Source organism: Alteracholeplasma palmae J233 (genome assembly GCF_000968055.1).
In the GTDB taxonomy this organism is placed as follows: domain Bacteria; phylum Bacillota_I; class Bacilli_A; order Acholeplasmatales; family Acholeplasmataceae; genus Alteracholeplasma; species Alteracholeplasma palmae.
The window spans coordinates 972,627-998,483 of sequence record NC_022538.1; the positions used below are offsets into that span (position 1 = coordinate 972,627).

Consider the following 25,857-nt stretch of genomic DNA (forward strand, 5'->3'; position numbering starts at 1 on the left):
AAGGAGTTACTATGAAGACGTATTTAGACTTATGCCGTCATATACTTGAAAACGGACAAGAAAAAGATGATAGAACAAATACTGGAACAAAAAGTGTATTTGGCTACCAAATGCGTTTTGATCTACAAGAAGGCTTTCCCTTACTAACCACTAAAAAAGTGCATTTAAAGTCAATTATTCATGAACTATTATGGTTTATAAAAGGGGATACTAATATTAAATATTTAGTAGATAATGATGTTAAAATATGGACTGACTGGCCATACCAAAAATATAAACAATCAATGGACTATAAGAATGAAACGATTGAAGAATTTTCAGAAAAAATTAAAACTGATTCTGAATTTGCATCTAAATACGGTGATTTAGGTCCTGTTTATGGAGCACAATGGAGAAATTTTAATGGTGTAGATCAACTTTCTTATATCTTAAATGAAATTAAGACAAATCCAAGTTCAAGAAGACTTATTTTATCTGCTTGGAATCCAGCAGAAATAAAAAATATGGCTCTTCCACCTTGTCATACCTTAATCCAATTTTATGTTAATAAAGGAAAACTATCTTTACAACTTTATCAAAGAAGTGGTGATGTATTTTTAGGCATCCCATTTAATATTGCTTCATATGCTTTATTACTCTTAATGGTTGCTCAAGTCACTAACTTAGAACCAGGAGAATTCGTGCATACAATAGGAGATGCTCATATCTATTCTAATCACTACGAACAAATTAATAAACAACTTACTAGAACGCCTAGAGCCTTACCTAAAATGTCATTAAATAAGAATATAAGACACTTAGAAGACTTTAGAATAGAAGACTTTACCTTAAGTGATTACAACCCTTATAGCGGCATAAAAGGCAAGGTTGCTGTATGATTATACTGATATGGGCAATGGATACTAACTTTCTTATAGGAAAAGATAATAAACTGCCTTGGAGATATAAAGAAGATTTAAAATATTTTAAAGCTACTGTAGAAAATAAGACAGTTTTAATGGGAGATATGACCTATTTATCATTAAAAGGTTACTATAAAGATAAGCCTCTTCCTTACGGAAAAATCTATGTTGCTAGTAAAAATAATGACTTTAAAGATTCAAATGTTACAATCATTGATAATTTAGAATACTTTTTGAAAAATACTAAAGAAGATATATATGTGATTGGAGGAAGAACTATTTATCAAGTAGCCCTTCCTTATGCAGATAGACTATATATTACACATATTTTAAAACGACATGAAGGAAATATTTACTTTCCTAAATTTGATTTAAACCAATATAAAGTGATTCAAAAAAGGTATTCTGCCGAGCTTATATTTTCAATATACGAGAAGAAGGACTGATAAGATGTTTACAGTATTATTTTTATTAACTTGGATTAGTTTCTCCTCGTTAATGTCAATTTTTGTTTTAGGAAGTTACTATATTATTTTATGGATTATACTAGGCTTTGCCTTAGGATATATAATGACTTTTTTATGTTTATTTATTAATTTAAATTTGATGCGCTTTATGTCACTTAATAATCGTTATAGAGGTTATTTGTTAAGAAGTGCTGCTAGATTTATCAATCGATTTATCTTAAATATGACGGTAAAAGTTAAAAACAGAAACTACATTCCTAAAAATGGTAGTTTAGTAGTCTATGGAAATCATAAATCTTATGTAGATCCTTTTGTAATATTACAAATAATGAATCGTCCAGTTGCCTTTACACCTAAAGGACAATTATACGACTTGCCTTTTATGGGTGGATGGTTTGATGCTGCTGGATGTATGAAAGTTACAAGAGGCGATGACAGAGCAACTGCTAAAGCATTAGTTACAGCTATTAAAAATGTTAAAAATGGACTTTCAATGACAATCTTTCCTGAAGGTGGCATAAAGTCAAGAGAAGATGAATCTGTTAAAGAAATGCGTGCCGGAGCCTTTAAAATGGCATTAAAAGGTGAAGCCAATATTTTACCAGTTACGCTGAACCACACAACTTTAGTTAAGCATAATGCTCCTTGGAAAAAAACAAAAGTAACAGTAGTGGTACATCCAGTTATTCCATTTGAAAAAATTAAGGATTTAAATACAAGTGAGATTGCAGATTTAGTAATGGATGTTATCAATTCTGGTTTAGAAGAATAAAAAAAGATTAAGAAAAATCTTAATCTAATATAAGATACATACTCCCAAAGATATAATGGGAGTATTTTTTTATTCTAAATCTATTTTTTTTATAAACTTAATTGTGCTTTCAGAAATATCAAAATAGTAAATAGAAGAATTACTAACATAATAATTCATAAAAGAATAAGTCTTAGGATCAACTAGAATCAGTGCTGATTTTATAACATGAGAATGACAGACAAATAAAACTTTCTTATCAGTATATTTTTGGTTTAATTCAAATAAAGCATTCTTAACTCTTTCAAGCAGTAAAGAGTCATTTTCAAATCCCTCAACTTTATAATCCTTTTGTTTAAATATATCTTTAACTACAGATACATCTTTGCCATCAAAAGGGCCAAAATCGCGTTCTATTAGTTTTTTATATGCAAATGATAACTTTATATTAAGAAAGCTATTTAAAATAGTAGCAGACTCATATGCACGCTTTAAAGGAGTGTATCCGATATAGTCCCATGATTTATCATACTGTTTTAAGTGAATTCCCAATTTTTTAACTTGATTTATCCCTTCTTTATTAAGAGGGTTATCAATATGACCTTGAATGATTCCTTTTTTATTAAAGTCAGTTTGACCATGTCTAACAAGACCTATAATCATTTTTTTCACATCCCATTCTAGATAAATTATAGCATACTTTTTACACATCAAATAATAGCAATATATAATATTTAATGATATAATAAATCATATTTGAAAGAAGGTGTATATTATGTGGCATTTATTTACAGAAGACTCTAATTTTTTTGTAAGAATATGGGAAGCTATTGTTAATTTTTTTAACCAAGTAGGGACAAAAATTAATGAATGGCTAGCAAATACAATATCATTTGATCAAAAAATGCAAGGATTATATGACACTTTCATAGCGCCAATGCCAGAAATATACAAAATACTAGGGTCAATATTTATTTTATTACTTCTAGTTTTAGGTGTTATTTCATTTATAAAGAAGGCTTTAAAACTATTTATTGTCATTATTATCATAGGAGTTATCATTTTCCTATTTATGCAATTTACTTAAAAAATAAAAGAGCTTTAGTCAAAAGCTTTTTTATTTTGATATAATATAAATGGAGGCGGTTTAATGCGAGCAACAGATATAATAGAAAAAAAAAGAGACGGTTATCCATTAAGTAAAGATGAAATATCTTTTATGATTAATGGGTATACTAAAAATTTAATCCCAGATTATCAAATGAGTGCATTTCTTATGGCAGTCTTTTTCAAAGGAATGACAGATGAAGAAGCTACTCATTTAGCATTATTAATGAGAGATTCAGGTGATGTTGTTAATCTTGATTCCATAAAAGGAATTAAAGTTGATAAACATTCAACTGGTGGTGTAGGTGATAAGGTAACATTAGTCTTAGCACCACTTGTTTCATACTTAGGTGCTAAGGTAGCTAAAATGAGTGGTAGAGGTCTTGGTCATACAGGTGGAACACTTGATAAACTTGAATCTATACCAGGTTATAAAATTGAAATAGGCCTAAATGAATTTAAAGAACAAGTGAATAAAATTGGGTTAGCTGTTATTGGTCAAACAGGTGATGTAGCTCCAGCAGATAAAAAAATATATGCATTAAGAGATGTTACTGCAACAGTTGATTCTATACCACTTATTGCCGCAAGCATTATGTCTAAAAAATTAGCTAGTGGATCTGATGCGATTTGTTTAGATGTTAAGTTTGGAAATGGTGCTTTCATGAAAACAGTAGAGGATGCGACTAAGTTAGCTACTTTAATGGTAAACATTGGGAACTTATCAGGTAAAAAAATGCGTGCTGTTTTAACTAATATGAATGAGCCTTTAGGTCATAAAATTGGTAATGGCTTAGAAGTCTATGAAGCTATTGAAACGCTTAAAGGAAAAGGGCCTGAAGACTTAAATATAGTAACATCTGTCATATCAGGACATTTATTAACATTAGCAGGGATTACAAAAACCTATGAAGAAGGTTATGATATTTCGCTAAAAACACTAAAAGATGGAAAAGCTTTACCAAAATTAATTGAAATGGTAGAAGCCCAAGGTGGCGATATCAGTTATGTTAAAGACCCAGAAAAACTGATTGAGGGTACGAAAAAGGTTGAAATTAAGGCTACTAACAGTGGTTATATAGAAAGTATTGATGCTTTAGCAATTGGTCATGCGGCTATGATACTGGGAGCTGGAAGAGCAACTAAAGAAGATTCTGTAGATTTAAAAGTTGGGCTTGACTTAAGATTGAAAATTGGAGATAAAGTCAATGTTGGCGATACAATCGCAATTATATACCATCATGATAAAGGTGTTGTAGAAGCAAGTAAGATTCTTGAAAAGGCAATTAGTATAGGAAATAAAAAAGTAGCCTTTAAATTAATAGAAAAAGTGATTTAAATAAATCCAGCAAGGAAAGCTCATTTAAAATTAAGTGAGCTTTTTTTATTTATTACTTGCAAAAAGAAGTTGTTTGATTTACAATATAGTTGAACGAATACTCAACTATAGGAGGGCATATGAACTGTAAAGAAAATTGTAATTGTACTATTTTTCATAAAGATGTATTAGAAGAAGTTGAACAAGCGATGTATGAAAAAACTGAATTAGATAATATTTCAGATATTTTTAAAATCATCGGAGATCCAACAAGATTAATGATTTTACATGCGATAGAATTTCATGAGCTTTGTGTTTGTGATTTAGGGCACTTAGTTGGAGTAACTAAAAGTGCTATTTCACATCAAATGAAGTTACTTAAAAAGTATGGATTAGTAAAGGGCCGAAAAGTCGGTAAAATGGTTTACTATTCTGTTATAGATGATAATGTCAAAAATTTGATTCATGCAGGATATAACCATGTGAAAGGAGCTAGCCTATGAGAAAGAGTGTAAAAGTAAGTAATATAACATGTGCACAATGTGCTAAGACAATTGAGAACTACTATAAAAAACAAGATGGTGTAGATGCCAAAGTATTAGTAAGTGCTAAAAAAGTGATTTTTAATTATGACGAAAGAAAAACAAACGAGCATACACTGTTAGAAGGACTTCAAAGTATTGGTTACTACCCAGTCATTAATAGTGAAGATCAAATAAAGGCACTTAGGAAAGACAGAATAGATCTATTTATTGCAGTTATATTTTCTATTCCATTATTATGGACTATGTTTGCTCACTTAAACATTCCTCTACCAGTACCTGATATTTTAATGAATGGATATTTTCAATGGATCATTACTACCCCAGTTCAATTTTACGCAGGGAGAAGATTTTATAAAGCTGCTTATGAACAACTTAAGAATAAAGCTTTTGGAATGGATGTTTTAGTAGTTATTGGTACTATGGCTGCCTATATTTACAGTATATACCAAGTATTTATGCACCATGGTACATCACATCACTATGATTTGTACTTTGAAACAAGTGCAGTTATCTTCTTGATGGTTTTAATAGGTAATTACTTTGAAAGCCGTGTAAAAGAAAAAACAAGTGACTCCTTACAAGCCTTAATGAGTCTAGGAGCTAAAGAAGCTAGAATAAAAATTAATAATGAAACTCAAACTGTATTAGTTGAAGAAGTTAAAATAGGCGACATCGTTGTTGTACTAGCAAATGAAAAAATTCCTTTAGATGGAACTGTAGTATCAGGAACAAGTTATTTAGATGAATCTATGATTACAGGAGAATCAATGCCAGCCTTTAAAGAAATAGGATCAAAGGTTGTCGGCGCTTCAATGAATTTAACTGAAACCTTAGAAATAAGCGTGAGCGCAACCGGAAGTGATACTGTACTTTCTAAAATTATTCAAACGGTTGAGGAAACTGCACTTATCAAACCTAAAGTACAAAGGGTTGCTGATAGAATCGCAAATTATTTTGTGCCAGCTGTTATTGTAATTAGTATTTTGGTTTTTATTATTCAATTAATTATTTCTAAAGACATTAATATTGCCTTTAGCACTTCAATTGCTGTCTTAGTGATTAGTTGTCCGTGTGCCTTAGGACTAGCAACACCTACAAGCATTTCAGTTGCTAGTGGCATATCATTTAAAAAAGGTATTTTATATAAAGGTGGAGAATTCTTTGAAATAGCTCATGAACTAAAAGCAATCGCCTTTGATAAAACTGGAACACTAACTAATGGTACACCTAAAGTTGTTGGTTTCTATGGAGATAAAAGCACATATGCATATACGGCATCACTAGAAGCTCACTCTAATCATCCACTTGCACTTGCAGTACTAGAAGACTTTACAGATGAATACTTAGAAGTAAAAAGTTTTAATGTGCTTTTAGGGATTGGACTAAACGGAATGATTAATGGAAAAAATATCTATGTGGGGTCTAAGAAGATTTTAGATCAATTAAAGATTGAACAAACATTTGATACCTACGAAACTTTAAGTTCTGAAGGTAAAACAGTTATCTTTACAATTGTTGATGGGATACTAGTGAATATGATTGCTATCCAGGATGAACTTAAAGAAAGTGCTAAGAATTTGATTTTAGAACTTAAAAGAAGAAATATTACACCTTACATGATTACTGGAGATAATGAAAAAACTGCCACCTATATTGCAAGTCAAGTAGGGATTGATAAAGTCTTTTCAGAAGTCCTACCACATCAAAAAGCAGAGATCATTAAAGATATTCAAAAACAAGGTTTTAAGACTGCGTTTGTTGGGGATGGAATAAATGATGCTCCAGCACTTAAAATGGCAGACATTGGGTTTGCAATTGGCAGTGGAAGCGATATAGCAATTGATACATCTGATGTAACCTTAATGTCGTCAAGCTTAGGATTAGTAGTAGATGCAATTGATTTATCGAAAGCAACATTAAGGAATATTTATTTGAATTTTTTCTGGGCTTTCATATATAATATAATTATGATTCCAGTTGCGGCAATGGGTTTTATCAATCCTGCACTTGCTGGAATTGGAATGGGATTTTCAAGTATCGCAGTAGTGCTTAATGCACTCAGCTTAAAGTTATTTAAATTTAAATATAAGGAGAATGAAGAATGAAAGTAATTACTGTAACAGATATGTCATGTCAACATTGTGTTGCCAAAATTAATAAAGCTCTTTTAACAAAAGGAGTTGTAGGTAAAATAGATTTAGCAGGTCATACAGTTTCTGTCAAAGAAGCAGATGAAGAAAAAGCTCTAGTTGCAATTGAAGAAGCTGGATATACACCAACACTCTAATGAGAATTATAGCAGGAGAATTTAGAGGAAGAACTATTTCTATGGTTCCTAGTGATGATACTAAAGAAACGTCTGATAAAGTTAGAGGGGCTGTATTTAACAGCCTTTCTAATTTTGTACATGATTCAATAGTTTTAGACTTGTTTTCAGGTAGTGGTGCATATGGACTTGAAGCAATCAGCCGAGGTGCAAGAAAAGCATATATGGTTGATTCAAACAAGGTTGCCGTAAAAGTTATCAATGAAAATAAAAAGGCTCTTAAAATTGAAGAAAAGGCCACTATACTGAATTTAGATTATTTAGTTGCACTTGAAAAATTTAAGCAAGAAAATATAATATTTGATATTGTTATACTTGATCCACCTTATGCTAAAGGACTCTACGAATCTGCAATAGAACAGCTAGAAACTCTTGTACATGAAGATACAATAATTGTATGTGAGATGCATAAAGATAATCATCTGGCTGATGAGATTTTAAGTTTTAAAGCCTATAAAGAAAAGGTATATGGCATCAAAAAAATCAAGTACTATGAAAGAGTGTTTTAAAGAAAATTTAAAGCACTTTTTATTAAAAATGTAAGTTTAGTATATCTAATTTTTGTTTAGTAAAAATATATACTTGTCTTTTAGTAAAATTTAAAGTAAAATATAAATATAAAGTTAGGAGTGATGATATGCAAGTTTGGCAAATCGTTGTATCAATCATTGGGGCACTAATCGTTGGAGCTATCTTAGGTTTCTTTATAGCAAGAATTTGGTTCAAAAAATATCTTGAAAAAAACCCACCAATCAATGAACAACAAATTCGTGAAATGTTTAGACAAATGGGTCGTACAGCTTCTGAAAAACAAATCAGACAAGTTATGGCTTCTATGAAACAAAGTAAGTAGAAAAATATAGCGCTTAAGGCGCTATTTTTTTATATTCTTTAAGTTTAGTATTTATAACCTTTTATTTATATTTACTATACATAGGTTTTTTAATAAAATTACACTTTTTATGGATTCAAGTAGTAGAAGATATTAATCTGCTGGTAGAAATAATTTGAGCATTAACTAAAGAGAGCATAAACATGTAGATTGATAAAAATCAGATGCTAATTTTAATAATGAGAAAATTTTAATTTTGATGAGATGCGATATAAAAATAAAAAGTTACATAATATTTTAGTATCCAAATTTTAAAAGTTAAAAAGTATAGGTAGCATGAATGATAAAAAGCAATTATATAAGAAAAATTAAGTAGCAAGAAAGAGATCTATATTAAAAAATGTAAGTTTAGTATTTATAATTAAAGTTTAATAATATAAAACTAATAAAAAACAGTTTTTTTAGGACATCACCAGGGAAAAGGAGATATGTTTTATAACTGTAATTATCCAACTTAAAATTCAATCATAATAATTTCATATTTATTTTCATAGTTTATTAGGAGAGATAAAGTGGATGGTTTTTTTGATTTTTGATTTCCAAAGATTTATGGCCTATAAAAAAGGATTGGTAAAAAAAGGCATCTATTATTTAACTTAATAAGGATCATAGTTTTAATAAATAGGGTAAATCTGAAATCTATATTTAAAGCAATAAAATTCAAGACGCGCTGTGAGCAATCGAGAATTACTTAAGTTTATAATCATCCATCTCGATTTAATCAAGATTTAAAAGGTTACTATAACTATACTTTATTTAGTACTTGAAAAAGGAAAAATCTAGAATCTAGTAACCCTCTCAGAAGTAAATTATTGAGCTCAAGCTAGTTTTCTAATGACATACGATATGAGAAATAGAAGTAGTAGAGAAGCTAATGTAAGAGTAACTTAAAAAGTAGAAGCACTACATGTTTCTTAAGATATTAATGTAACACTGATTTATGATGATAAATTACTGTATAAACAAGCTAGGAGCGATTTAAGGGATTGAATCAGAGAGAAGGCAGTCTTTTTTTATTAAAAAGCTAACAAAACATCTCTTCTAAATACTAAATATAATCATTTAAATAGGAGTAGTATATTTAACGATTAAATAAAACATAAAAATAGCATTTAATAGTAATAATTATCAAAATAATAACATGATTAAAATTATAAATACAACTATTATCCTTTATAAAGTGTTCCTATAATATATATTATGTAAACCTTTGATTAGAACCTTAACTGAGCCATCAAGTCAATCAGTGTGGAAAAGTGTATAACTATAATTCTTTAATAATTCACTTCCATTAGATCAATATCTCTATAAACCTAACTTAAATCGACTTCAATTCAGCATACAAATTTTAAATTTCGTTGTATAATAAATTAGGTGATAGAATGAATAAAAAGAAAATATTAGTCATCTTAACAGGTGGCACAATATCTATGAAAAATGATGCAGTGAATCATAAAGCTGTCGTTGATCAAGATACTACTGATTTAACAACTGCTTTACAAGACGCGCTAGGAGCAATCGAAATTGATTTTATTGAACAACCATTAAAGCCATCTCCTTATATTACCCCTAATGATATGTTTAATTTTGCTAAACTTATAGAATTTCAACAAAGTAAACATTACGATGGATATGTACTTACTCACGGAACAGATACTATTGAAGAAACAGCTTATTTTTTAGATTTATACTTAGCAATACACGAACCTGTTGTCCTAACTGGATCAATGAGAAATCGTTCAGAGTTAGGCTATGATGGTATACTTAATTTGGCTTCAGCAATCTTAGTTGCAGCAAGCGAACAGTCAAAAGATCGAGGTGTCTTAGTTGTATTAAATGATGAAATCAATTCAGCATCTGAAGTTACTAAAACACATACTGTGGCATTAGATACATTCAAATCAATGGAGTTCGGGCCACTTGGAATCGTAGATCAACAAGATGTTTTATATTATCGTGAGTCTACTAAAAGTAAACAAGATTTTAGTTTTAGTAAACTTAACGATTCTGTTGAAATTGTCAAAATCTCTGCAGGAACTACTTCTAACATTATAAATTTCTTAGTATCTGAAGGTGTTTCAGGAATTATTGTTGAAGCTTTGGGTAGAGGTAATGTTCCACCTACTGTTGTTCCTGGAATTAAAAATGCAATCAAAAATAATATTCCTGTTATTCTAACTTCTCGTTGTTTTAAAGGGAGAGTCTTAGATACTTACGGATATGAAGGTGGAGGTTATCATTTGAAACAATTAGGTGTCATTTTAGGTGGCAACTTGAGTAGTCAAAAAGCGAGAATAAAGCTCATGATGCTTCTTTCAAGTAAAAAAGATAAAAAAGACTATGTTTATTATTTTTAAACTTTAGTTATAAATACTAAACTTACATTTTTATGAATTTTTACACTCTATATAGTTATAAAAACAGTTATATGCTATATCAACTTCTTATAGCTCACTAATAAAAATATTGATATTTCTGGATAGATTTTCAAATAGAAAAGTGCTCTAGAGAATATCAATATTTTTTTATAAATAACGATCATCTTCTCTTCTTAAAGTTACATATAGAAATGATCATTATAATAAAGATAAGTTATTTAAAAAACATAGTCATATAAGCAGCCAAAATTAGTTTATATCTATGTTTAGTAAAATAATACTTTAATTACAAATACTAAACTTACATTATTTCACTAATTTTCCCTTTAATCAGATTTAGAATCCCTATAATGCCTAAAAAAGATATAAAAAAATAAGAGCAATTAAGCTCTTATTAGTTAAGATAAATTATTTAAGTTTATCTAAAAATGAAGTCCCATATTTTGGTTTTTCTGTATTAAAGTTGTCATTGATGGTATATCCAATATCAGCAAATGTTTTTCCGATTGGTAATGCTTTTCCACCTTGAATTTTTTTACTATAAGCAATCAATGGAACATATTCTCTAGTATGATCAGTTCCATGATGTATTGGATCGTTTCCATGATCTGCAGTAATTAATAACAAATCATCTTCTTTTAATTCTTTTAATAAATAAGGTAAATCTAAATCAAATTTTTCTATTGCTTTACCATAACCAATTGGATCTCTTCTATGACCATATAATGCATCAAAGTCTACTAAGTTTAAGAAACAAAGTCCTGTAAAATCTTTTTTTGCAAGTTCTGTAATTTGAACCATTCCATCATCATTTGACTTTGTTTTACTAAATTCAGTAATTCCATAACCATCAAAGATATCATTGATTTTTCCTAAGGCAATCACATCATAAGATGCTTCTGATAGATAGTTTAGAGTTGTTTTATCAAAAGGTTTAAGAGCATAATCATGTCTATTAGGAGTACGTTTAAAATCGTTTTTATTAGATCCTAAGAAAGGTCTAGCAATTACTCTACCTACTTTCCATTCTGGTTTCATAGTGATTTCTCTTGCTATTTCACATATTCTATATTGTTCTTCTATTGGAATAATATCTTCGTGCATGGCTATTTGTAAGACTGAATCTGCTGAAGTATAAACAATTAAATCACCAGTTTTCATATGTTGCTCACCAAGTTCAACTAATATATCTGTTCCTGAAGCAGCTTTATTTCCTATAACTTTTCTTCCAGTTTTTTCTTCTAATTCTTTAATCAATTCATCAGGAAATCCATTATCAGTAAACGTTTGAAACGGTTTTGTAATATATAAACCCATCATTTCCCAATGGCCAGTCATTGTATCTTTACCAAGTGAAGCTTCTTGAATTTTTGAATAATAAGCTAGAGGTTTAGCAACTGGTTCTACTTTCTTTATAGGAGCGATATTTGCATAACCTAAGCTTTGTAAATTAGGAATATGTAAATCCATACGTTCAGCAATGTGACCTATTGTATTTGCTCCTTTATCATTGTAATCTGCTGCGTCTGGTGCCTCACCAATTCCAAGGCTATCCATAACAATTAAAAAGATTCTTTTAAATTTCATTTTCTTCCTCCTTAGCACGTGGATGTGCTTTATTATATATTTCTTTAATTCTCTTTTGACTGATATGAGTATATATCTGAGTAGTTGATATATCTTCATGTCCTAATAAATTTTGTAACGTTCTTAAATCCATTCCATTTTCTAAAAGATGAGTAGCAAACGAATGTCTTAATGTATGTGCAGAAAACTCTGTTTCTATGTTTGAGTCACTACCTAATTTTTTTAATAGTTTGTGAAAGCCTTGTCTAGATAAACGTTCTCCGTATTGATTAACAAATAAAAAGCTATGTTTTTTACCCTTAAGTAAAGTTTCTCTTGATTTGATAATATAGTTTTTAATTGCAACACTGGCCATATCTGAAATAGGAACCATACGCTCTTTAGAACCCTTGCCAGTAACAATCACATAAGATTGATTAATATGAATATCACTAATTTTCAACTCTAGCAGTTCAGAAACTCTTAACCCAGATCCATATATCAATTCTAGTAAAGCCGTATTTCTAATACCTAATTCAGTTGTTTTATCTACTGCTTCTAAAAGTCTAACAACCTCTTCTATAGATAAAACAGTTGGTAAGCTTTTGGATATTTTAGGTGTATTAAAATGAACAGATACATCATCATCTACTTCTTTTTCAATGAGTAGAAAGTGATGAAATTTCTTAATAGAGGTTAATTTTCTGGAAATTGATTTACTATTGATCTCTTTTCTCTTTAACGAACTTAAGTATGATTCAATATGCTTTTTTTCTATTTTAGAAACTTTAGTTACTTTTTGGTATTTATTTAAGAACTCAACATATTGTTCTAGATCTCTAATATATGCCAGAATAGTGTTTTTAGATAAGCCGAGCTCATTGGATAGATAGTATTTGAAATCATTAATGATATATTTCATATAAATAGAACAAACACTTGATTACCTAGCATCATACCACGTTCAGTAAGTGATAAATGATCGTTTTCTATTTTAAGTAATCCATAGTCCATTTTTTCTTTTAATTTAGGATATTTTTCAAACAAATCAATTCCATATCTATCTTTCACATAAGAAATAGAGATTCCTTTAGTTTTTCTAAGTCCGAAAATCAGATCATCTTGTAATAAATCTTCGTTAGTTTGTGGCATTTCAGATGCTTTAAAGTGATCTAAATATTTAGGCATGGATTTTTCATTTAAGGTTCTGACATTATTAATAAATCCATGGGCACCTAGGCCTACACCAATATATTCATCTAAGTTCCAATAAATCATATTATGTTTTGAATAATCACCATTTTTCGCATAGTTTGAGATTTCATAGTGTTCAAATCCGTTTTCTTTTAAATACTTTGTTACATACTCAAACATCTCAGCTTCGGTGTCTTCACTAGCAGGTTCAAAATTTCCTTTTAAATACTGATGATAAAAATAAGTCTTATCTTCTAGTATCAGTGAGTAACAAGAAACGTGAGTGATGCCTAATTGCATCGTGTAATCTAGATCTTTTTTGATATGTTCTAACGTCTGACCTGGTATTGCATATATTAAGTCAATACTTAAATGAGGAATACCAATACTCTTTAAATGATTTACAACATCAAAAACTTGGTCTTTAGTATGTTGTCTATTCACATATTTTAAGATATCATCATCAAAACTTTGAACACCCAAACTCACACGATTAATACCATATTTTTTAAAGACTTTTCCTTTTTCTTCACTATAACTATCAGGATTAACTTCAATTGAAAATTCACCTGGATGAATACCTTGTAAGGCAGTTAGTAATTTTTCTAACTGAACTGGGCTAAGCATACTAGGTGTCCCACCTCCTATATATATAGTCTCTATTTTGGAAAAACTATCTTTATATAAATTTATTTCATCTATTAAACGGTCTAGATAAGTTTCTATCATTTCATTATTTTTAGGAACTCTTTTTACAAAGTCACAATAGTGACAAATATATTCACAAAATGGAATATGTATGTATAAACCTCTAATATTATCACCTCTTTTATCTATAGTTATATTATACAACAGTTTTATTAAATCTAATTTTAACAGAACCATTTCTATAAATTAAAAAAGTGATTCTAATAGAACCACTCTTTTGTTATTAGTTTTATTTATTTTTTCAATTCCCATCTACCATATAAAGTAGTATCTTTACCAAAAACTGTATTTTGAAGTTTTATTTGACTATCAGAGCTAAAATCTGATTTTAAATACCAACCTTTAAAGCTATAACCTTCTTTATTTGGGTTATAAGCACTCGCTTTTTTATTAATAGGAGTTTCAACTGTTTCTACAGTTTCTGTATCATCCTCCATATTTTTTATAACAAATGTAAGAGTTCTTGTTTGATTAGTTGTAGGCTCTTCTTGCCATTTAGCATAAAGTACACTATTTTCTAAAAATGGTTCAGCAATATCAACTCTATCAGTGAATTCTAAGTTTGTGTACCAACCGATAAAAACAAAGCCTTCTTTAGTAGGAACAAAATATCTAATGTGTTGCCCTTTATCAATGGTAACCTCTTTGATTTCAGTTGTTTCATCTTGCATTAACTTAATTGTTAGGCTGCTAACTTCTTGTTCCTTTTTATCATTATTTTGACACCCAACTAATAGGATTGAACCTATCAAAGTTAGGATTAATAAACTAATTTTTTTCATAATGTACTCCTTAGTATGCTACTTTTAACCAATTAAGGTCAGTAGAAAGAGTTCCTGATTGTTCGTTTAAGATTTTAGATAAATCTTCTAGATCAATTAGAATCACTTTATAATCAATTGTTTTAGATTCAGTATTCCAAACAAATTTTGGTTCTGCTATTCTAGTAGATGATACAAACGGTGTTTCTATATCCCATGAATTACCTTTAGCATTTAATACGTTTTCAATTTTCCAAACAACATTTTCAACTAAATATGAACCTGTATGAACTGTTGAAGTTGTATCATAATTGTTTGTCTTAATAAGTTCTCTTACACCTTCAAATATTGAATTTTCATATTTAACTGAACCACCATTAGTGGTAACCATACCTTGATTAGTAAATGCAAGTTTCCAGTTGTTTGCAACAATACCGTTAACTAGATCTTTATATAAACTATAAGATTTAATTCTTCTTTGAGTTTCATAAATTTCGTTATTATCGACATGAACATTATATATATGTGAACTACCGCCTCTTAAACGAGGTAATCTATCCTGTAAATTTTTAAAGTATGTATTAATAATAGAAAATTCTAATTGTTTGTTAGTTGTCCATTCGTCTTTCTTAACATCATCACTACCACCAATCATGAATCCTTTTTTCTGACCTTTAAATAGTTCATAGATATCAGTAGCACTTAAACCACTGTCACGTAGATATTTGTAGTATACATATTTAATTGTTTGATCTAAATAACTTTTTTCTAATCCAGACATTACATCCTTATAATATGAACTTGCATCACCTGCTAAGAATTGACACCATGAAATAGTTACTCCTGTTGAGCTATTTTCTGCATCAATTAAGCCATCATAAGATTTACCAAAAACTAAGTGATCTAACCAAATATTATGGGAGAAATTGATTTTAAAGTAACTCCACCCTTGTAAATCATAATCTCCAATTTTGTATGTATCTGCACTTAGACTATCTTCCCATTGCCATAATTCATCAAATTTTAAATTTCTGATGACTAAGTCATTAGTTTGATTGATTTTAAAACCTACGTGTTTTAGTGTTGCACCATTTTGTGAAAAAATAGTCATTCCCTTAACATTTGAAATTTCTATTTGACTAATTCCACTTTTTTCGATTGCTTCACTTGTCACTAATTTATTTCTTGATTGGAAATTAGTAACTTTTAGTTTTTTTAGATCATTTTCAGATTTTTTTGTCTCTGCTTGAATAACTTTAAATCCTAAGTCAAGATCGTTTTTGATTTCAATAATTTCTTTTTTATTATTGATTGCGTCTATAAACTCAGCTGAATTAGTCACTGAAGCGTAATTATCTTCTGTTTTGATTCTTTCTTTTACTTTTCCTTCTACAAACGATTGTGCTGAAAATTGTTTATTAGAAAAAGATTCAGATGTTACTACAGTATTATTAGTTGAAATAATACTGTTAGAGCTTTTATTGCCACCAGAAATGCTTAGTGTAAATAATGCAACAAAAACTAAAAAAATAGATGTTATTTTTTTCATGTTGTCTCCTTGTTTTCGTATTTTTTCGTGATTACAAGAAAATAGTAGCATGATTAAAATTATATGTCAACGCTTTCATCACCAAATGTATGCGATTTCAACTGTGCTTTTGTGTGCCTTTTATTATAATATCTACAATCGACATATCTAATATACTTAAGATTGGATTTAATCAAGAATAGTAGTTTTTATAATTGTTATCAGTGTTAGTTAAACTGCAATTTTAACTTTTTATATTAAAGCATAAAAAAAACTAGAATTTCTTCTAGTTTTAATCTTCATCATTAGATAAAATAGCTAAGAAAGCCTCTTGTGGTACTTCTACTTTACCAACTGACTTCATCTTCTTTTTACCCTCTTTTTGTTTATTCAATAATTTTTTCTTACGTGTGATATCTCCACCATAACATTTAGCTAAAACGTCCTTACGCATAGCCTTGATTGTCTCACGTGCAATAATTTTATTTCCTAAAGCTGCTTGGACGGGTACTTCAAACATTTGTCTAGGAATTAAAGTGCGTAATTTTTCACAAATAACTTTCCCTCTTTGGTATGCAAAATCTCTATGCACAATAAGTGATAAAGCATCTACTACTTCTCCATTTAAAAGAATATCCATTTTTTGTAAATTAGATGGGTGATAATTTTCAATTTCATAGTCAAATGATGCATAACCTTTTGTTGATGATTTTAACTTATCAAAATAATCATATACAATTTCAGATAACGGTAATAAGTAATTTAGCATGACTCTATTAGCATCAATATATTTCATATCCTTAAAGATACCACGCTTCTTTTGAGAAATATCCATTACTGCTCCAACGTAATCTTTAGGACACATAATGCTTGCTTTAACGTAAGGTTCTTCGATGCGATCAATTTGTTGTGGACTAGGTAATTTTGCAGGGTTATCTACTAATACCATTGTATTATCTGTTTGATAAACATGGTAAATAACAGAAGGTGCTGTTGCAATCAATTCAATGCCGAATTCTCTGGTAATTCTTTCTTGGATAATTTCCATGTGTAATAGACCTAAGAATCCACTTCTAAATCCAAAACCTAAAGCTTGTGAAGTTTCTGGTTCATAAACTAAGGATGCATCGTTTAATTTAAGTTTTTCTAAAGCTTCTTTTAAATCTTCGTATTTATTAGGTTCAATTGGATATAAACCACAGAAAACAACAGGATTCATTGTTCTATAACCAGGAAGGCTTGCTGTAGCAGGTTTATTATTATGAGTAATCGTATCCCCTACACGAACATGTCCCATTGATTTAATAGAGGCTGTTAAATACCCAACATCTCCAGGTCCTAAAATTTCTTTTTTAACTTCTTTAGGATTATAAACACCAACTTCGATGACTTCATAAACGGCCTTACTTGCCATAAATCTTATTTCATCACCCTTTTTAACTGTTCCATTAACAACTCTAATTGAAGGAATAACTCCTCTATAAGCATCAAAATATGAATCAAACACCATTGCTTGTAAGGGTTCGTTTTCATCTCCTGTTGGTGCTGGTATATCTGTAACAATTTTTTCTAAAATATCAATAACACCAAGACCAGACTTTCCACTAGCCATAATTGCATCATGTGCAGGGATTCCAATTACTTCTTCAATTTCTTTTCTAACTTTTTCAGGATCTGCACTTGGCAAATCTACTTTATTTAACACGGGTATAATTTCTAAGTCATTATCAATAGCAAGGTATACATTCGCAAGCGTTTGTGCTTGAATTCCCTGTGCAGCATCCACGACCAAAATAGCACCTTCACAAGCTGCTAAAGATCGTGAAACTTCATATGTAAAGTCTACGTGTCCTGGGGTATCTATTAAATGCATGATGTATTCTTTACCGTCTCTTGCGGTATAATTCAGTTCTACTGCATTTAGCTTAATTGTAATTCCACGTTCTCTTTCTAATTCCATAGAATCAAGAAGCTGTGATTTCATTTCGCGTGTTTGTACTGTATTAGTTAACTCTAAAATTCTGTCAGCTAATGTTGATTTCCCATGGTCAATATGAGCCACAATTGAAAAGTTTCTTATTCTCTTTTGTCTTTCATTTAATGTTTCTTTCATCGTATCTACCTTTCTTGCCTATCATATTTTAACATTATTTTTAGTATACAACAAGGCTAATCTTTTTATATCAAAAGATTAACTTCATATAATAGTTAAAAAGGTTATTTTGACATAACAATTCTAGCAACTAGCCCTTTATCATATTGTCCTTTTAAATTTAATGATTGATCTAAATACTCCATAAATTCTTTAGGGGTAGGTTTTTCATTAGTTTTCTTAAATTCCATAAAATGTTTTTTAATTTCTGATTCATCTAATTGTTTTGGTAAAAGATTATTTAATAATTCTAATTCTCTACTAACGTCTTTGCTTAGAGACATTTCAGTATATATTTTGATTTCTTTTTTTATTAGATCAACAACTTTGGCATCATCAATCACATAATCACTGCTTTCTCTTCCTTTAAGAGTTTGAGCAGCACTATAAACTGATTCGTATGTATTTCTGGCAACTAAATCTTTTTCTTTCATTGCTTTTATTCTAAGTTCTTTAATTTTATTTAACATATTTGTATCCTTCCTGACTCCATTACTTATATTAATTATAATCTAAAAAGGCTATTTTTTATAGAAATTTGATATCATTTTTCAATATTATTTGCAAGATTATAGAAATCCTTGTATAAACTCATTAAATCCTATATAATTAAAGTAAATTAAACGTTTCGGAGGTATATAATGAAAATTAAAAAATTGTTATTATCATTTTTATTTGTAACATCACTTTTACTATTAGCAGCTTGTGGCAGTAAAACTGAATACTATTTTGCTCAAGCTACACCTAATCAAAACTCTGAATGGGTAAGTTATGTTATTGTAGAAAAACAAGGTAATAAAATAACTGATGTAAAATGGAATGCTTATCATATTGCAGGGGATCTTGCTGGATGGAATTACTTAAGTAAACAAAATTATAATGGAAAAGATAAGTACACCCAATCAAAGGAAGGCATTTATATGATGACTTCTGATGAAACTACAGGAAAGAAACTTAAATGGCATGAACAAGCTGATTTACTTTCAAAAAAATTGATTGAGACACAAGATTATAATGATAGAAAACCAGTTCCTGCTGGGGCAAGCATTAGTTCTGATGATTTTTATGTTTTAGTTGAAAAAGCTTTAAGTTCTCCTGCTGTTCAAAAAGGTTCTTATGTAGATGGATTTCATTATATTTCTTTAAAAGACACTGCTTCTGATAGAACAGTTACCTCTTACTGGGATCCTATTGAAAATAAAGTTCTCAGTGATACCTTTAAAGCTTATAAATTTGGATCTTTTGTAGTAGTCAATGGAACAATCGTTCTAGCTTATTATAATGAAGCTTATACTGGCTATCTAGTTGACTTTGATGCTGATGGTAAAGCAATTAACCATGTATACCAAGAAGATGGTAAAGAAGTTAAAAAAGCGATTGCTAAAGTTGAAGTATCTGAAACTGTCACAACTACAACTAAAGAAATAGGCCGTGAAACTATTATTGACCCTGAGACAAATAAAAAAACAGTTATCGTTACTACTGAAACAACAACTGAAACAAATGAAGTTAAATCTATTTTAAAAAGTAAAAAATTAACAAAAAATCAACTTGGACTAAGTTATTTGATGAAAAAACCAAATGGACCTGCTACATATGAATTCTTTGAAGCGGCTAAGTTTGCTGGTGACTATTTAATAGAAAATCAAAACTTAGATGTAGCATTTAATACATCGGGAAAAACAGATGCTATTGCAGGTGTAACTATTACAGCCAAAGATTTTCAAACAATAGCTTTAAAAATACCTAAAAAGTAAGTTTATTAAGTTTAAAAGCCTATAAGTAAGGATTCTTACAAATAGGCTTTTTTTATTTATATATGATTATTTAACCAAGTGATAACATCTTCTGTAACTAATTGATAATCTAGATCATTAAATAGATTATGTAAATTGTTTTCATATAATTTGAGTGTCTTATCTTCTAACTTTAGACGATTATAAAAGGTTTCTGTCATTTGGTATGGCACTACTATATCACTTAGCCCATGTAAAAATAAAACGGGAACAGTATATTTGTTTATATTTTTCTTAAGATATCTAATATTAGAAACTAGTATATTTCCAAGAAGTCTAGGTTTAATATAATCAAGATGATATGGATAATACCCTTCTTTAAATGGTATTCTTGATAGACCAGGACCTGAAAAATTGGTTTTAATTTTCTTAAAATTTAAAAGTTTGTAGGGGATTTTTCGCATGAAACTCACCTTGGGAAGAAAATCATTAGGAGCTGCACTAATAATTACTCCATCAACATCTTGATATTTAACAACATAACTATTAGTAATATTTCCACCCATACTATGTCCTAAGAGGAAAACCTTTTTATCACTGATTGTTTTCATATATGATACAAGTTCATGTAAATCATCTAAAAACAAGTGAAAACTTTGAACATCTCCTCTTTTCCCTGAACTTCTTCCATGTCCTCTAACATCGTATAAAAGAACGTTATATCCGTTTTCTTCTAAAGTTTTAGCTAATCTTTCATATTCTTCTGAACTTTCAGCTATTCCATGTGTAATAATGACATTTCCTTTTTCATTTTTTGCTTCAAGTAGCTTTGTATATAATATATTTTTATTTATAAGCATTATTTCACCTCATTTATGTACAACTATATTTTAACTTAATTAAATTAAAAAATCTAAGTTTCTACTTAGATTCGTTAATTAAAATTTTTCTTATATATCCAATAAAATGAATCGATCCAGTTATGATAATTACATCTAGAACACTATTTTTTAAATAGTTATAGGCTTCTATTGGGTTTTCTATAAAGTTAAATCCCTCATTTTTTAAGTTAGATAGATCTTTATATCTAAAATCAACAAATGATGTAACAACCATATTTGAACTTATCTTTTTTAATGCATTTAACATTTGAGTAAATTCTTTATCACCCAATGCACTAAATAAAACACCTATTTTTTTATTTTCAAATAAAAGTCTAGAACTATTGATAAGTGCTTCTATTGCATGCATATTATGAGCGCCATCAATATAGGTATGAGGCAAGATTTCTTCTAACCTTCCAGGCCATTTAGTTTTTTCTATACCATTTTTAATCACTTCATTACTGATGTTAGGATAAAGACTTTTGATTGTTTCTATTGCTAGTAAGGCGTTATTTATTTGATAATCTCCTAAAAGAATTTGATATTTGGTATTTTCATACAAAATAACATGAGGTATCTCAGATATAACCTTAACATTTTTTTTATTAATCCAATGAAACTGAGCCCCAATTTTATTAGTATACTTATAAAAATAATCATATAAATCAAAATCTACTGTTGAAAACAGGATATCTTTACTAGATTTAATAATACCTAATTTTTGAGCAGCAATCAATTCTTTTGTATCCCCTAATTGTTTCATATGATCCATTCCAATATTTGTAATAACAGAACGATCATATGAAGTAATATTAGTAGAATCTAAAAGTCCCCCAATACCCACTTCAATTACCATGACATCTACCTTTATATCAGAAAAGTATTTAAATGATAGTAGCGTAATGATTTCAAAAAAAGACAGTTTAGTTTCTAAATTCTCATTAAAATGATACATAAAATTAATATATTCTAATAAAACTACATCTGAAATAGGTATCATATTTACTCTAATACGTTCGTTAAACTGAGTCAAATAAGGAGATGTAAAACTCCCTACCTTTACACCAGTTTCTAATAAAATATAACTAAGATATGCACTTGTTGAACCTTTGCCGTTTGTACCAGCTACGTGAATTTTTTTTATTTTATCTAAATTGAGGTCTAATTTTTCTAATGCAGTTTTTAAATAAGACAAATCTGCTTTTTCTTTAAATCGGGGTTGGCTTTCAACCCAATGGATTGCCTCTGAAACTGCTTTAAACATATAACTCCAATTTCTTAACTACTTCTTTATATTGAGCTAAGTAATTTTCATATTTTTCTTTTTCTAATGCCAGTTTTTGTTCTGGAGCTTTTTTAACAAAACTCTCATTATTTAATAGAGCTTCACTTCTTTTGATTTCATTTTCTAAATCTGTTTTTTGTTTTAGCAATGCTTCTTTTTCTTTAACTGGATCAATTAAATCTGATTTTAAAACATGAATATTAATCTCATTACCTGCAATAAAAATCGTTTCTAAGGCTTCTTCTAAGTTTTCTGTGATAACTAACTTGTTTGCCCCTAAAAACTTCTTAAAATAAGTTTCTTGTTCGTTGTATAGCACTACATCAGTTTTAACTTCTAAGTAAATATCTAATGGTTTACTAGGAATAACATTATTTTCATTTCTTAGTGTTCTTACCTTAGTAATGACATCTTTTATTTCATTGAATTTTAATAGGGCTGATTCATCATAAAAGCTTTCTTCTGGCCAAGCAGATAGCATGATAGTTTCTTCATTTGAAATTTCAAGATATAATTTTTCTGTAACAAATGGTATAAATGGATGCATTAATTTTAAAACTGATTTTAACACATGTAATAAGACAGCTTGTGTATTGGTCTTTTTATCACTATTTAAGGTAATTTTTGCAAACTCAACATACCAGTTAGCGAAATCTTCCCATATAAAATGATATAAGCTTCTACCAGCTTCACCAAATTCATATTTTTCGTAATTATAATCAGCTTCTTTTATGGTTTGATTTAATCTAGTTAAGATATACTTATCAGAAAGGGTTAAATTATCATAGTCAACTTTTACATCAATCGAATCTAGATTCATCGTAATAAAACGAGTAATATTCCATAACTTATTAATAAAGTTCCAACTAGATTCAATTTTTTCTTGGTCAAATCTTAAATCCATACCAGGAGCTGAATTAGTCGTTAAAAAGTATCTTAATGTATCTACACCGTATTTTTCTATAATATCCATAGGATCAATACCATTTCCTAAAGATTTGCTCATTTTTCTTCCTTCTGAGTCTCTTATTAACCCATGTAATAAGACATCTTTAAATGGATCTTGGTCTGTAAATTCTAGTCCTTGGAAAACCATTCTTGAAACCCAGAAAGTTAAAATATCATAACCTGTTACCATGACATCAGTTGGATAGTATCTTTTTAAGTCATCTGTTTGTTCCGGCCAACCTAATGTACTAAATGGCCATAAAGCTGATGAAAACCATGTGTCTAAAACATCTTCATCTTGTTTCCAGCCTTCGCCTGGTGATTCTATTTGAACTTTTACTTCATCATTTTTATACCATGCAGGAATTCTGTGTCCCCACCATAATTGACGGGATACACACCAATCTTGTATGTTTTCCATCCAGTTATCAAAAAGTTTTTTAAATCTATTTGGATAATAGTTAACTTTAGATTCTTCTAATGTTCTATCAGCTAGTTTTTCCATGGCAATAAACCATTGTAATGAAAGTCTTGGCTCAACTACTACTCCAGTTCTTTCTGAATAACCTACTTGGTTTGTATAATCTTCTATTTTTTCAACTAGATTCAATTTCTCTAAATCTTTAATGAGTTCTTCACGACAAACAAATCTATCAAGTCCATTATATTTATGAGCCATTTGATTCATGGTACCATCTTCATTCATACATAAAGGTGTATCTAGGTTATGTCTTTTAGCAACTTCAAAGTCATTTGGATCATGAGCAGGGGTTACTTTAACAACTCCTGTACCAAATGCTTTATCTACATAATCATCACTAATGATTGGAATTAATCTATCAGTTCCTGGAATAAATGCTTTTTTTCCAACTAAATGCATGTATCTTTCATCTTCTGGATGAACCATTAACGCTTGATCCGCAAACATTGTTTCAGGTCTTGTGGTTGCGATAACTACATAGTCTTTTTTATTTTCTAATTGATATCTAAAGTAATAGAGTTTACCATGGGTTTCTTTATAGTCTACTTCAATATTTGATAAAGCAGTTTTAGCTTCTGAATCCCAGTTAATAATGCGATTACCTCTATATAATAGACCTTTTTCATATAGCGTAATAAATACTTTATTCACAGCATCATTCAGTTTTTCATCTAAAGTAAATCTTTCTTTGGAATAATCAACACTTAATCCTAGTGCTTTCCATTGAGTACGAATATGTTGAGCATATTCTTCTTTCCAACTCCAAGCGTGTTCTAAGAATTTTTCTCTACCAATGTCGTGTCTAGAAATACCCATTTCTTTTAATTTTTGGTCTACTTTTGCTTGTGTTGCAATCCCTGCATGATCCATTCCTGGTAAATAAAGAGCATCAAAGCCTTGCATTCTTTTTCTTCTAATAATCATATCTTGTAAAGTATTATCCCATGCATGACCTAAGTGTAGTTTTCCTGTAACATTTGGTGGTGGAATAACAATTGTAAATGGTTTTGCCTTTTTTCTTATTCCAGATTTAAAATAGCCTTTTTCAAGCCATGTTTCATATCTTTTTTCTTCTACTTCTTTAAAATCATATTTTGTTTTTAAGTTAGTTTCCATTATTTATTCTTCCTTTTATTTTTTATTTCATAGTAATATAGTTCATTAATGCCAAAACTAAGGTACTTATTTGTTTTTTCAATGTGAGTAAATATAAACCCATTTTTCAGTAAAACTTTTTTTGATGCTTCATTAAAAGGCGCATGAGATGCGATGACTTTAGTCGCCCCCATTTTAGCAAAGGCATATTCTAAAACTGCTTGAATTGCCTCTGTCATATATCCTTTATTCCAATAAATATCATTTAATGAATAGCCTATTTCATAAGTACCTTCTAACGCATCAAAGAAGTCTAAAACTTTAAGATCAATAGTCCCTATGATTTCATTATAAGGTTTAACTGTAATTGCCCAAGTTTCGTTTTCATTAATAAAACTTTTGAGTATGATTTTAGTTTCAATGATAGATTGATGTGGGTGCCATCCAGCCTGTGGTCCAACGTTAGGTTTTATTGCATATTCATGAAACTTTGTAAGATCATTTGTTTCAGGCATTCTTAATATGAGCCGTTTTGTCTCTAAGGTATCCAAAAAAATCACATCCTTTTATAAATAAAAAAAGTCCCTAGATATAAATATCTAAGGACGAATCATCGCGGTACCACCTTAGTTCTATAACAATTGTTATAGCACTTAATGTCTTTAACGCAGACGCTACGAATAAATTTACTACTATTTCAATCTATCAACTCCAAGGCTACCTTCACTAACTGATTATATCTATTTTCACCAAACATAGACTCTCTACTATAATATAGTTAATTACTCTTCCTCTTCTTTGTAATTATAATTATTTTATTCTAAATCATTTGA

General features: G+C 29.4%; 24 protein-coding genes and 1 other annotated feature. Of the genes, 12 read left to right on the forward strand and 12 right to left on the reverse strand.

Annotated elements, in window-relative coordinates; all coding sequences use genetic code 11:
* Positions 1-11 precede the first annotated feature (11 nt).
* The 3 genes from thyA to BN854_RS04470 are packed head-to-tail and all read left to right on the forward strand — an operon-like array spanning position 12 to position 2,141.
* Positions 12-878 carry a thymidylate synthase gene (thyA, locus tag BN854_RS04460; protein WP_026659827.1) on the forward strand — a complete coding sequence of 289 codons (867 nt, stop codon included), beginning with the start codon at positions 12-14 and terminating at the stop codon, positions 876-878.
* Positions 875-1,348, forward strand: coding sequence for a dihydrofolate reductase (locus tag BN854_RS04465; protein WP_026659834.1), 474 nt, complete (start codon positions 875-877; stop codon positions 1,346-1,348). Before thyA ends, BN854_RS04465 begins: the two co-directional genes overlap by 4 nt.
* A gap of 4 nt (positions 1,349-1,352) precedes the next feature.
* Complete coding sequence (locus BN854_RS04470; protein ID WP_026659841.1) at positions 1,353-2,141, forward strand: lysophospholipid acyltransferase family protein; 789 nt, start codon at positions 1,353-1,355, stop codon at positions 2,139-2,141.
* Between the two features lie 69 nt (positions 2,142-2,210).
* Here the strand turns inward: BN854_RS04470 and BN854_RS04475 are convergent, their stop codons facing one another.
* Positions 2,211-2,783, reverse strand: a complete 573-nt coding sequence (locus tag BN854_RS04475) for a histidine phosphatase family protein (protein WP_026659848.1) — start codon at positions 2,781-2,783, stop codon at positions 2,211-2,213.
* 112 nt (positions 2,784-2,895) lie between these two features.
* Between BN854_RS04475 and BN854_RS04480 the strand changes: the two genes are divergently transcribed.
* From BN854_RS04480 to BN854_RS04515, 8 genes are all read left to right on the forward strand, one after another.
* Positions 2,896-3,207, forward strand: coding sequence for a hypothetical protein (locus BN854_RS04480; RefSeq protein WP_026659855.1), 312 nt, complete (start codon positions 2,896-2,898; stop codon positions 3,205-3,207).
* Between the two features lie 63 nt (positions 3,208-3,270).
* The gene (locus BN854_RS04485; RefSeq protein WP_026659862.1) at positions 3,271-4,566 is read left to right on the forward strand and encodes a pyrimidine-nucleoside phosphorylase; all 1,296 of its coding nucleotides are present in this window, start codon (positions 3,271-3,273) and stop codon (positions 4,564-4,566) included.
* A 119-nt stretch (positions 4,567-4,685) separates the two neighbouring features.
* Positions 4,686-5,048: an ArsR/SmtB family transcription factor gene (locus BN854_RS04490; RefSeq protein ID WP_026659869.1), complete on the forward strand. Its 363-nt coding sequence runs from the start codon at positions 4,686-4,688 to the stop codon at positions 5,046-5,048.
* Positions 5,045-7,195, forward strand: coding sequence for a heavy metal translocating P-type ATPase (locus BN854_RS04495; RefSeq protein WP_026659876.1), 2,151 nt, complete (start codon positions 5,045-5,047; stop codon positions 7,193-7,195). Before BN854_RS04490 ends, BN854_RS04495 begins: the two co-directional genes overlap by 4 nt.
* Positions 7,192-7,377 carry a heavy-metal-associated domain-containing protein gene (locus BN854_RS04500; RefSeq protein ID WP_026659883.1) on the forward strand — a complete coding sequence of 62 codons (186 nt, stop codon included), beginning with the start codon at positions 7,192-7,194 and terminating at the stop codon, positions 7,375-7,377. Before BN854_RS04495 ends, BN854_RS04500 begins: the two co-directional genes overlap by 4 nt.
* Positions 7,377-7,925 (forward strand): 16S rRNA (guanine(966)-N(2))-methyltransferase RsmD, encoded by a 549-nt coding sequence (rsmD, locus tag BN854_RS04505; RefSeq protein ID WP_026659891.1) that lies wholly within the window; start codon positions 7,377-7,379, stop codon positions 7,923-7,925. The genes BN854_RS04500 and rsmD overlap by 1 nt, the downstream gene beginning before the upstream one ends.
* Before the next feature lie 128 nt (positions 7,926-8,053).
* Positions 8,054-8,269 carry a YneF family protein gene (locus tag BN854_RS04510; RefSeq protein WP_026659898.1) on the forward strand — a complete coding sequence of 72 codons (216 nt, stop codon included), beginning with the start codon at positions 8,054-8,056 and terminating at the stop codon, positions 8,267-8,269.
* Between the two features lie 1,421 nt (positions 8,270-9,690).
* On the forward strand, positions 9,691-10,665 hold the full coding sequence (locus BN854_RS04515) for an asparaginase (RefSeq protein ID WP_026659906.1): 975 nt from the start codon (positions 9,691-9,693) through the stop codon (positions 10,663-10,665).
* A 429-nt stretch (positions 10,666-11,094) separates the two neighbouring features.
* Here BN854_RS04515 and deoB read toward each other — a convergent pair whose 3' ends face one another.
* The 7 genes from deoB to BN854_RS04550 all read right to left on the reverse strand — a co-directional run bounded on the left by deoB (position 11,095) and on the right by BN854_RS04550 (position 19,065).
* Positions 11,095-12,273 carry a phosphopentomutase gene (gene deoB / locus BN854_RS04520; RefSeq protein WP_026659912.1) on the reverse strand — a complete coding sequence of 393 codons (1,179 nt, stop codon included), beginning with the start codon at positions 12,271-12,273 and terminating at the stop codon, positions 11,095-11,097.
* Positions 12,263-13,174, reverse strand: coding sequence for a site-specific tyrosine recombinase XerD (gene xerD / locus BN854_RS04525; RefSeq protein ID WP_026659920.1), 912 nt, complete (start codon positions 13,172-13,174; stop codon positions 12,263-12,265). Before xerD ends, deoB begins: the two co-directional genes overlap by 11 nt.
* Positions 13,171-14,331, reverse strand: a complete 1,161-nt coding sequence (gene hemW / locus BN854_RS04530; protein WP_026659922.1) for a radical SAM family heme chaperone HemW — start codon at positions 14,329-14,331, stop codon at positions 13,171-13,173. Before hemW ends, xerD begins: the two co-directional genes overlap by 4 nt.
* Before the next feature lie 56 nt (positions 14,332-14,387).
* Positions 14,388-14,936, reverse strand: coding sequence for an InlB B-repeat-containing protein (locus BN854_RS04535; RefSeq protein WP_026659930.1), 549 nt, complete (start codon positions 14,934-14,936; stop codon positions 14,388-14,390).
* A 10-nt stretch (positions 14,937-14,946) separates the two neighbouring features.
* The gene (locus BN854_RS04540; RefSeq protein WP_045959778.1) at positions 14,947-16,464 is read right to left on the reverse strand and encodes a pectate lyase family protein; all 1,518 of its coding nucleotides are present in this window, start codon (positions 16,462-16,464) and stop codon (positions 14,947-14,949) included.
* Positions 16,465-16,735: 271 nt separating this feature from the next.
* Positions 16,736-18,556 carry a translation elongation factor 4 gene (lepA, locus tag BN854_RS04545; RefSeq protein WP_026659942.1) on the reverse strand — a complete coding sequence of 607 codons (1,821 nt, stop codon included), beginning with the start codon at positions 18,554-18,556 and terminating at the stop codon, positions 16,736-16,738.
* Positions 18,557-18,660: 104 nt separating this feature from the next.
* Positions 18,661-19,065, reverse strand: a complete 405-nt coding sequence (locus BN854_RS04550; protein WP_026659948.1) for a GatB/YqeY domain-containing protein — start codon at positions 19,063-19,065, stop codon at positions 18,661-18,663.
* A gap of 171 nt (positions 19,066-19,236) precedes the next feature.
* Here BN854_RS04550 and BN854_RS04555 point away from each other — a divergent pair, with 171 nt between their 5' ends.
* Positions 19,237-20,352 (forward strand): hypothetical protein, encoded by a 1,116-nt coding sequence (locus BN854_RS04555; protein WP_026659955.1) that lies wholly within the window; start codon positions 19,237-19,239, stop codon positions 20,350-20,352.
* Positions 20,353-20,408: 56 nt separating this feature from the next.
* Here BN854_RS04555 and BN854_RS04560 read toward each other — a convergent pair whose 3' ends face one another.
* The 4 genes from BN854_RS04560 to BN854_RS04575 all read right to left on the reverse strand — a co-directional run bounded on the left by BN854_RS04560 (position 20,409) and on the right by BN854_RS04575 (position 25,575).
* A complete protein-coding gene (locus BN854_RS04560) occupies positions 20,409-21,191 on the reverse strand; it encodes an alpha/beta hydrolase (protein ID WP_026659959.1) in 783 nt (260 codons plus the stop codon).
* A 61-nt stretch (positions 21,192-21,252) separates the two neighbouring features.
* Positions 21,253-22,479 carry a bifunctional folylpolyglutamate synthase/dihydrofolate synthase gene (locus BN854_RS04565; RefSeq protein WP_026659964.1) on the reverse strand — a complete coding sequence of 409 codons (1,227 nt, stop codon included), beginning with the start codon at positions 22,477-22,479 and terminating at the stop codon, positions 21,253-21,255.
* Positions 22,472-25,045, reverse strand: a complete 2,574-nt coding sequence (locus BN854_RS04570) for a valine--tRNA ligase (RefSeq protein ID WP_026659969.1) — start codon at positions 25,043-25,045, stop codon at positions 22,472-22,474. The genes BN854_RS04565 and BN854_RS04570 overlap by 8 nt, the downstream gene beginning before the upstream one ends.
* On the reverse strand, positions 25,045-25,575 hold the full coding sequence (locus BN854_RS04575; RefSeq protein WP_157868346.1) for a GNAT family N-acetyltransferase: 531 nt from the start codon (positions 25,573-25,575) through the stop codon (positions 25,045-25,047). The genes BN854_RS04570 and BN854_RS04575 overlap by 1 nt, the downstream gene beginning before the upstream one ends.
* 47 nt (positions 25,576-25,622) lie before the next feature.
* Positions 25,623-25,832 (reverse strand) — a binding site (T-box leader).
* Positions 25,833-25,857: the final 25 nt, after the last annotated feature.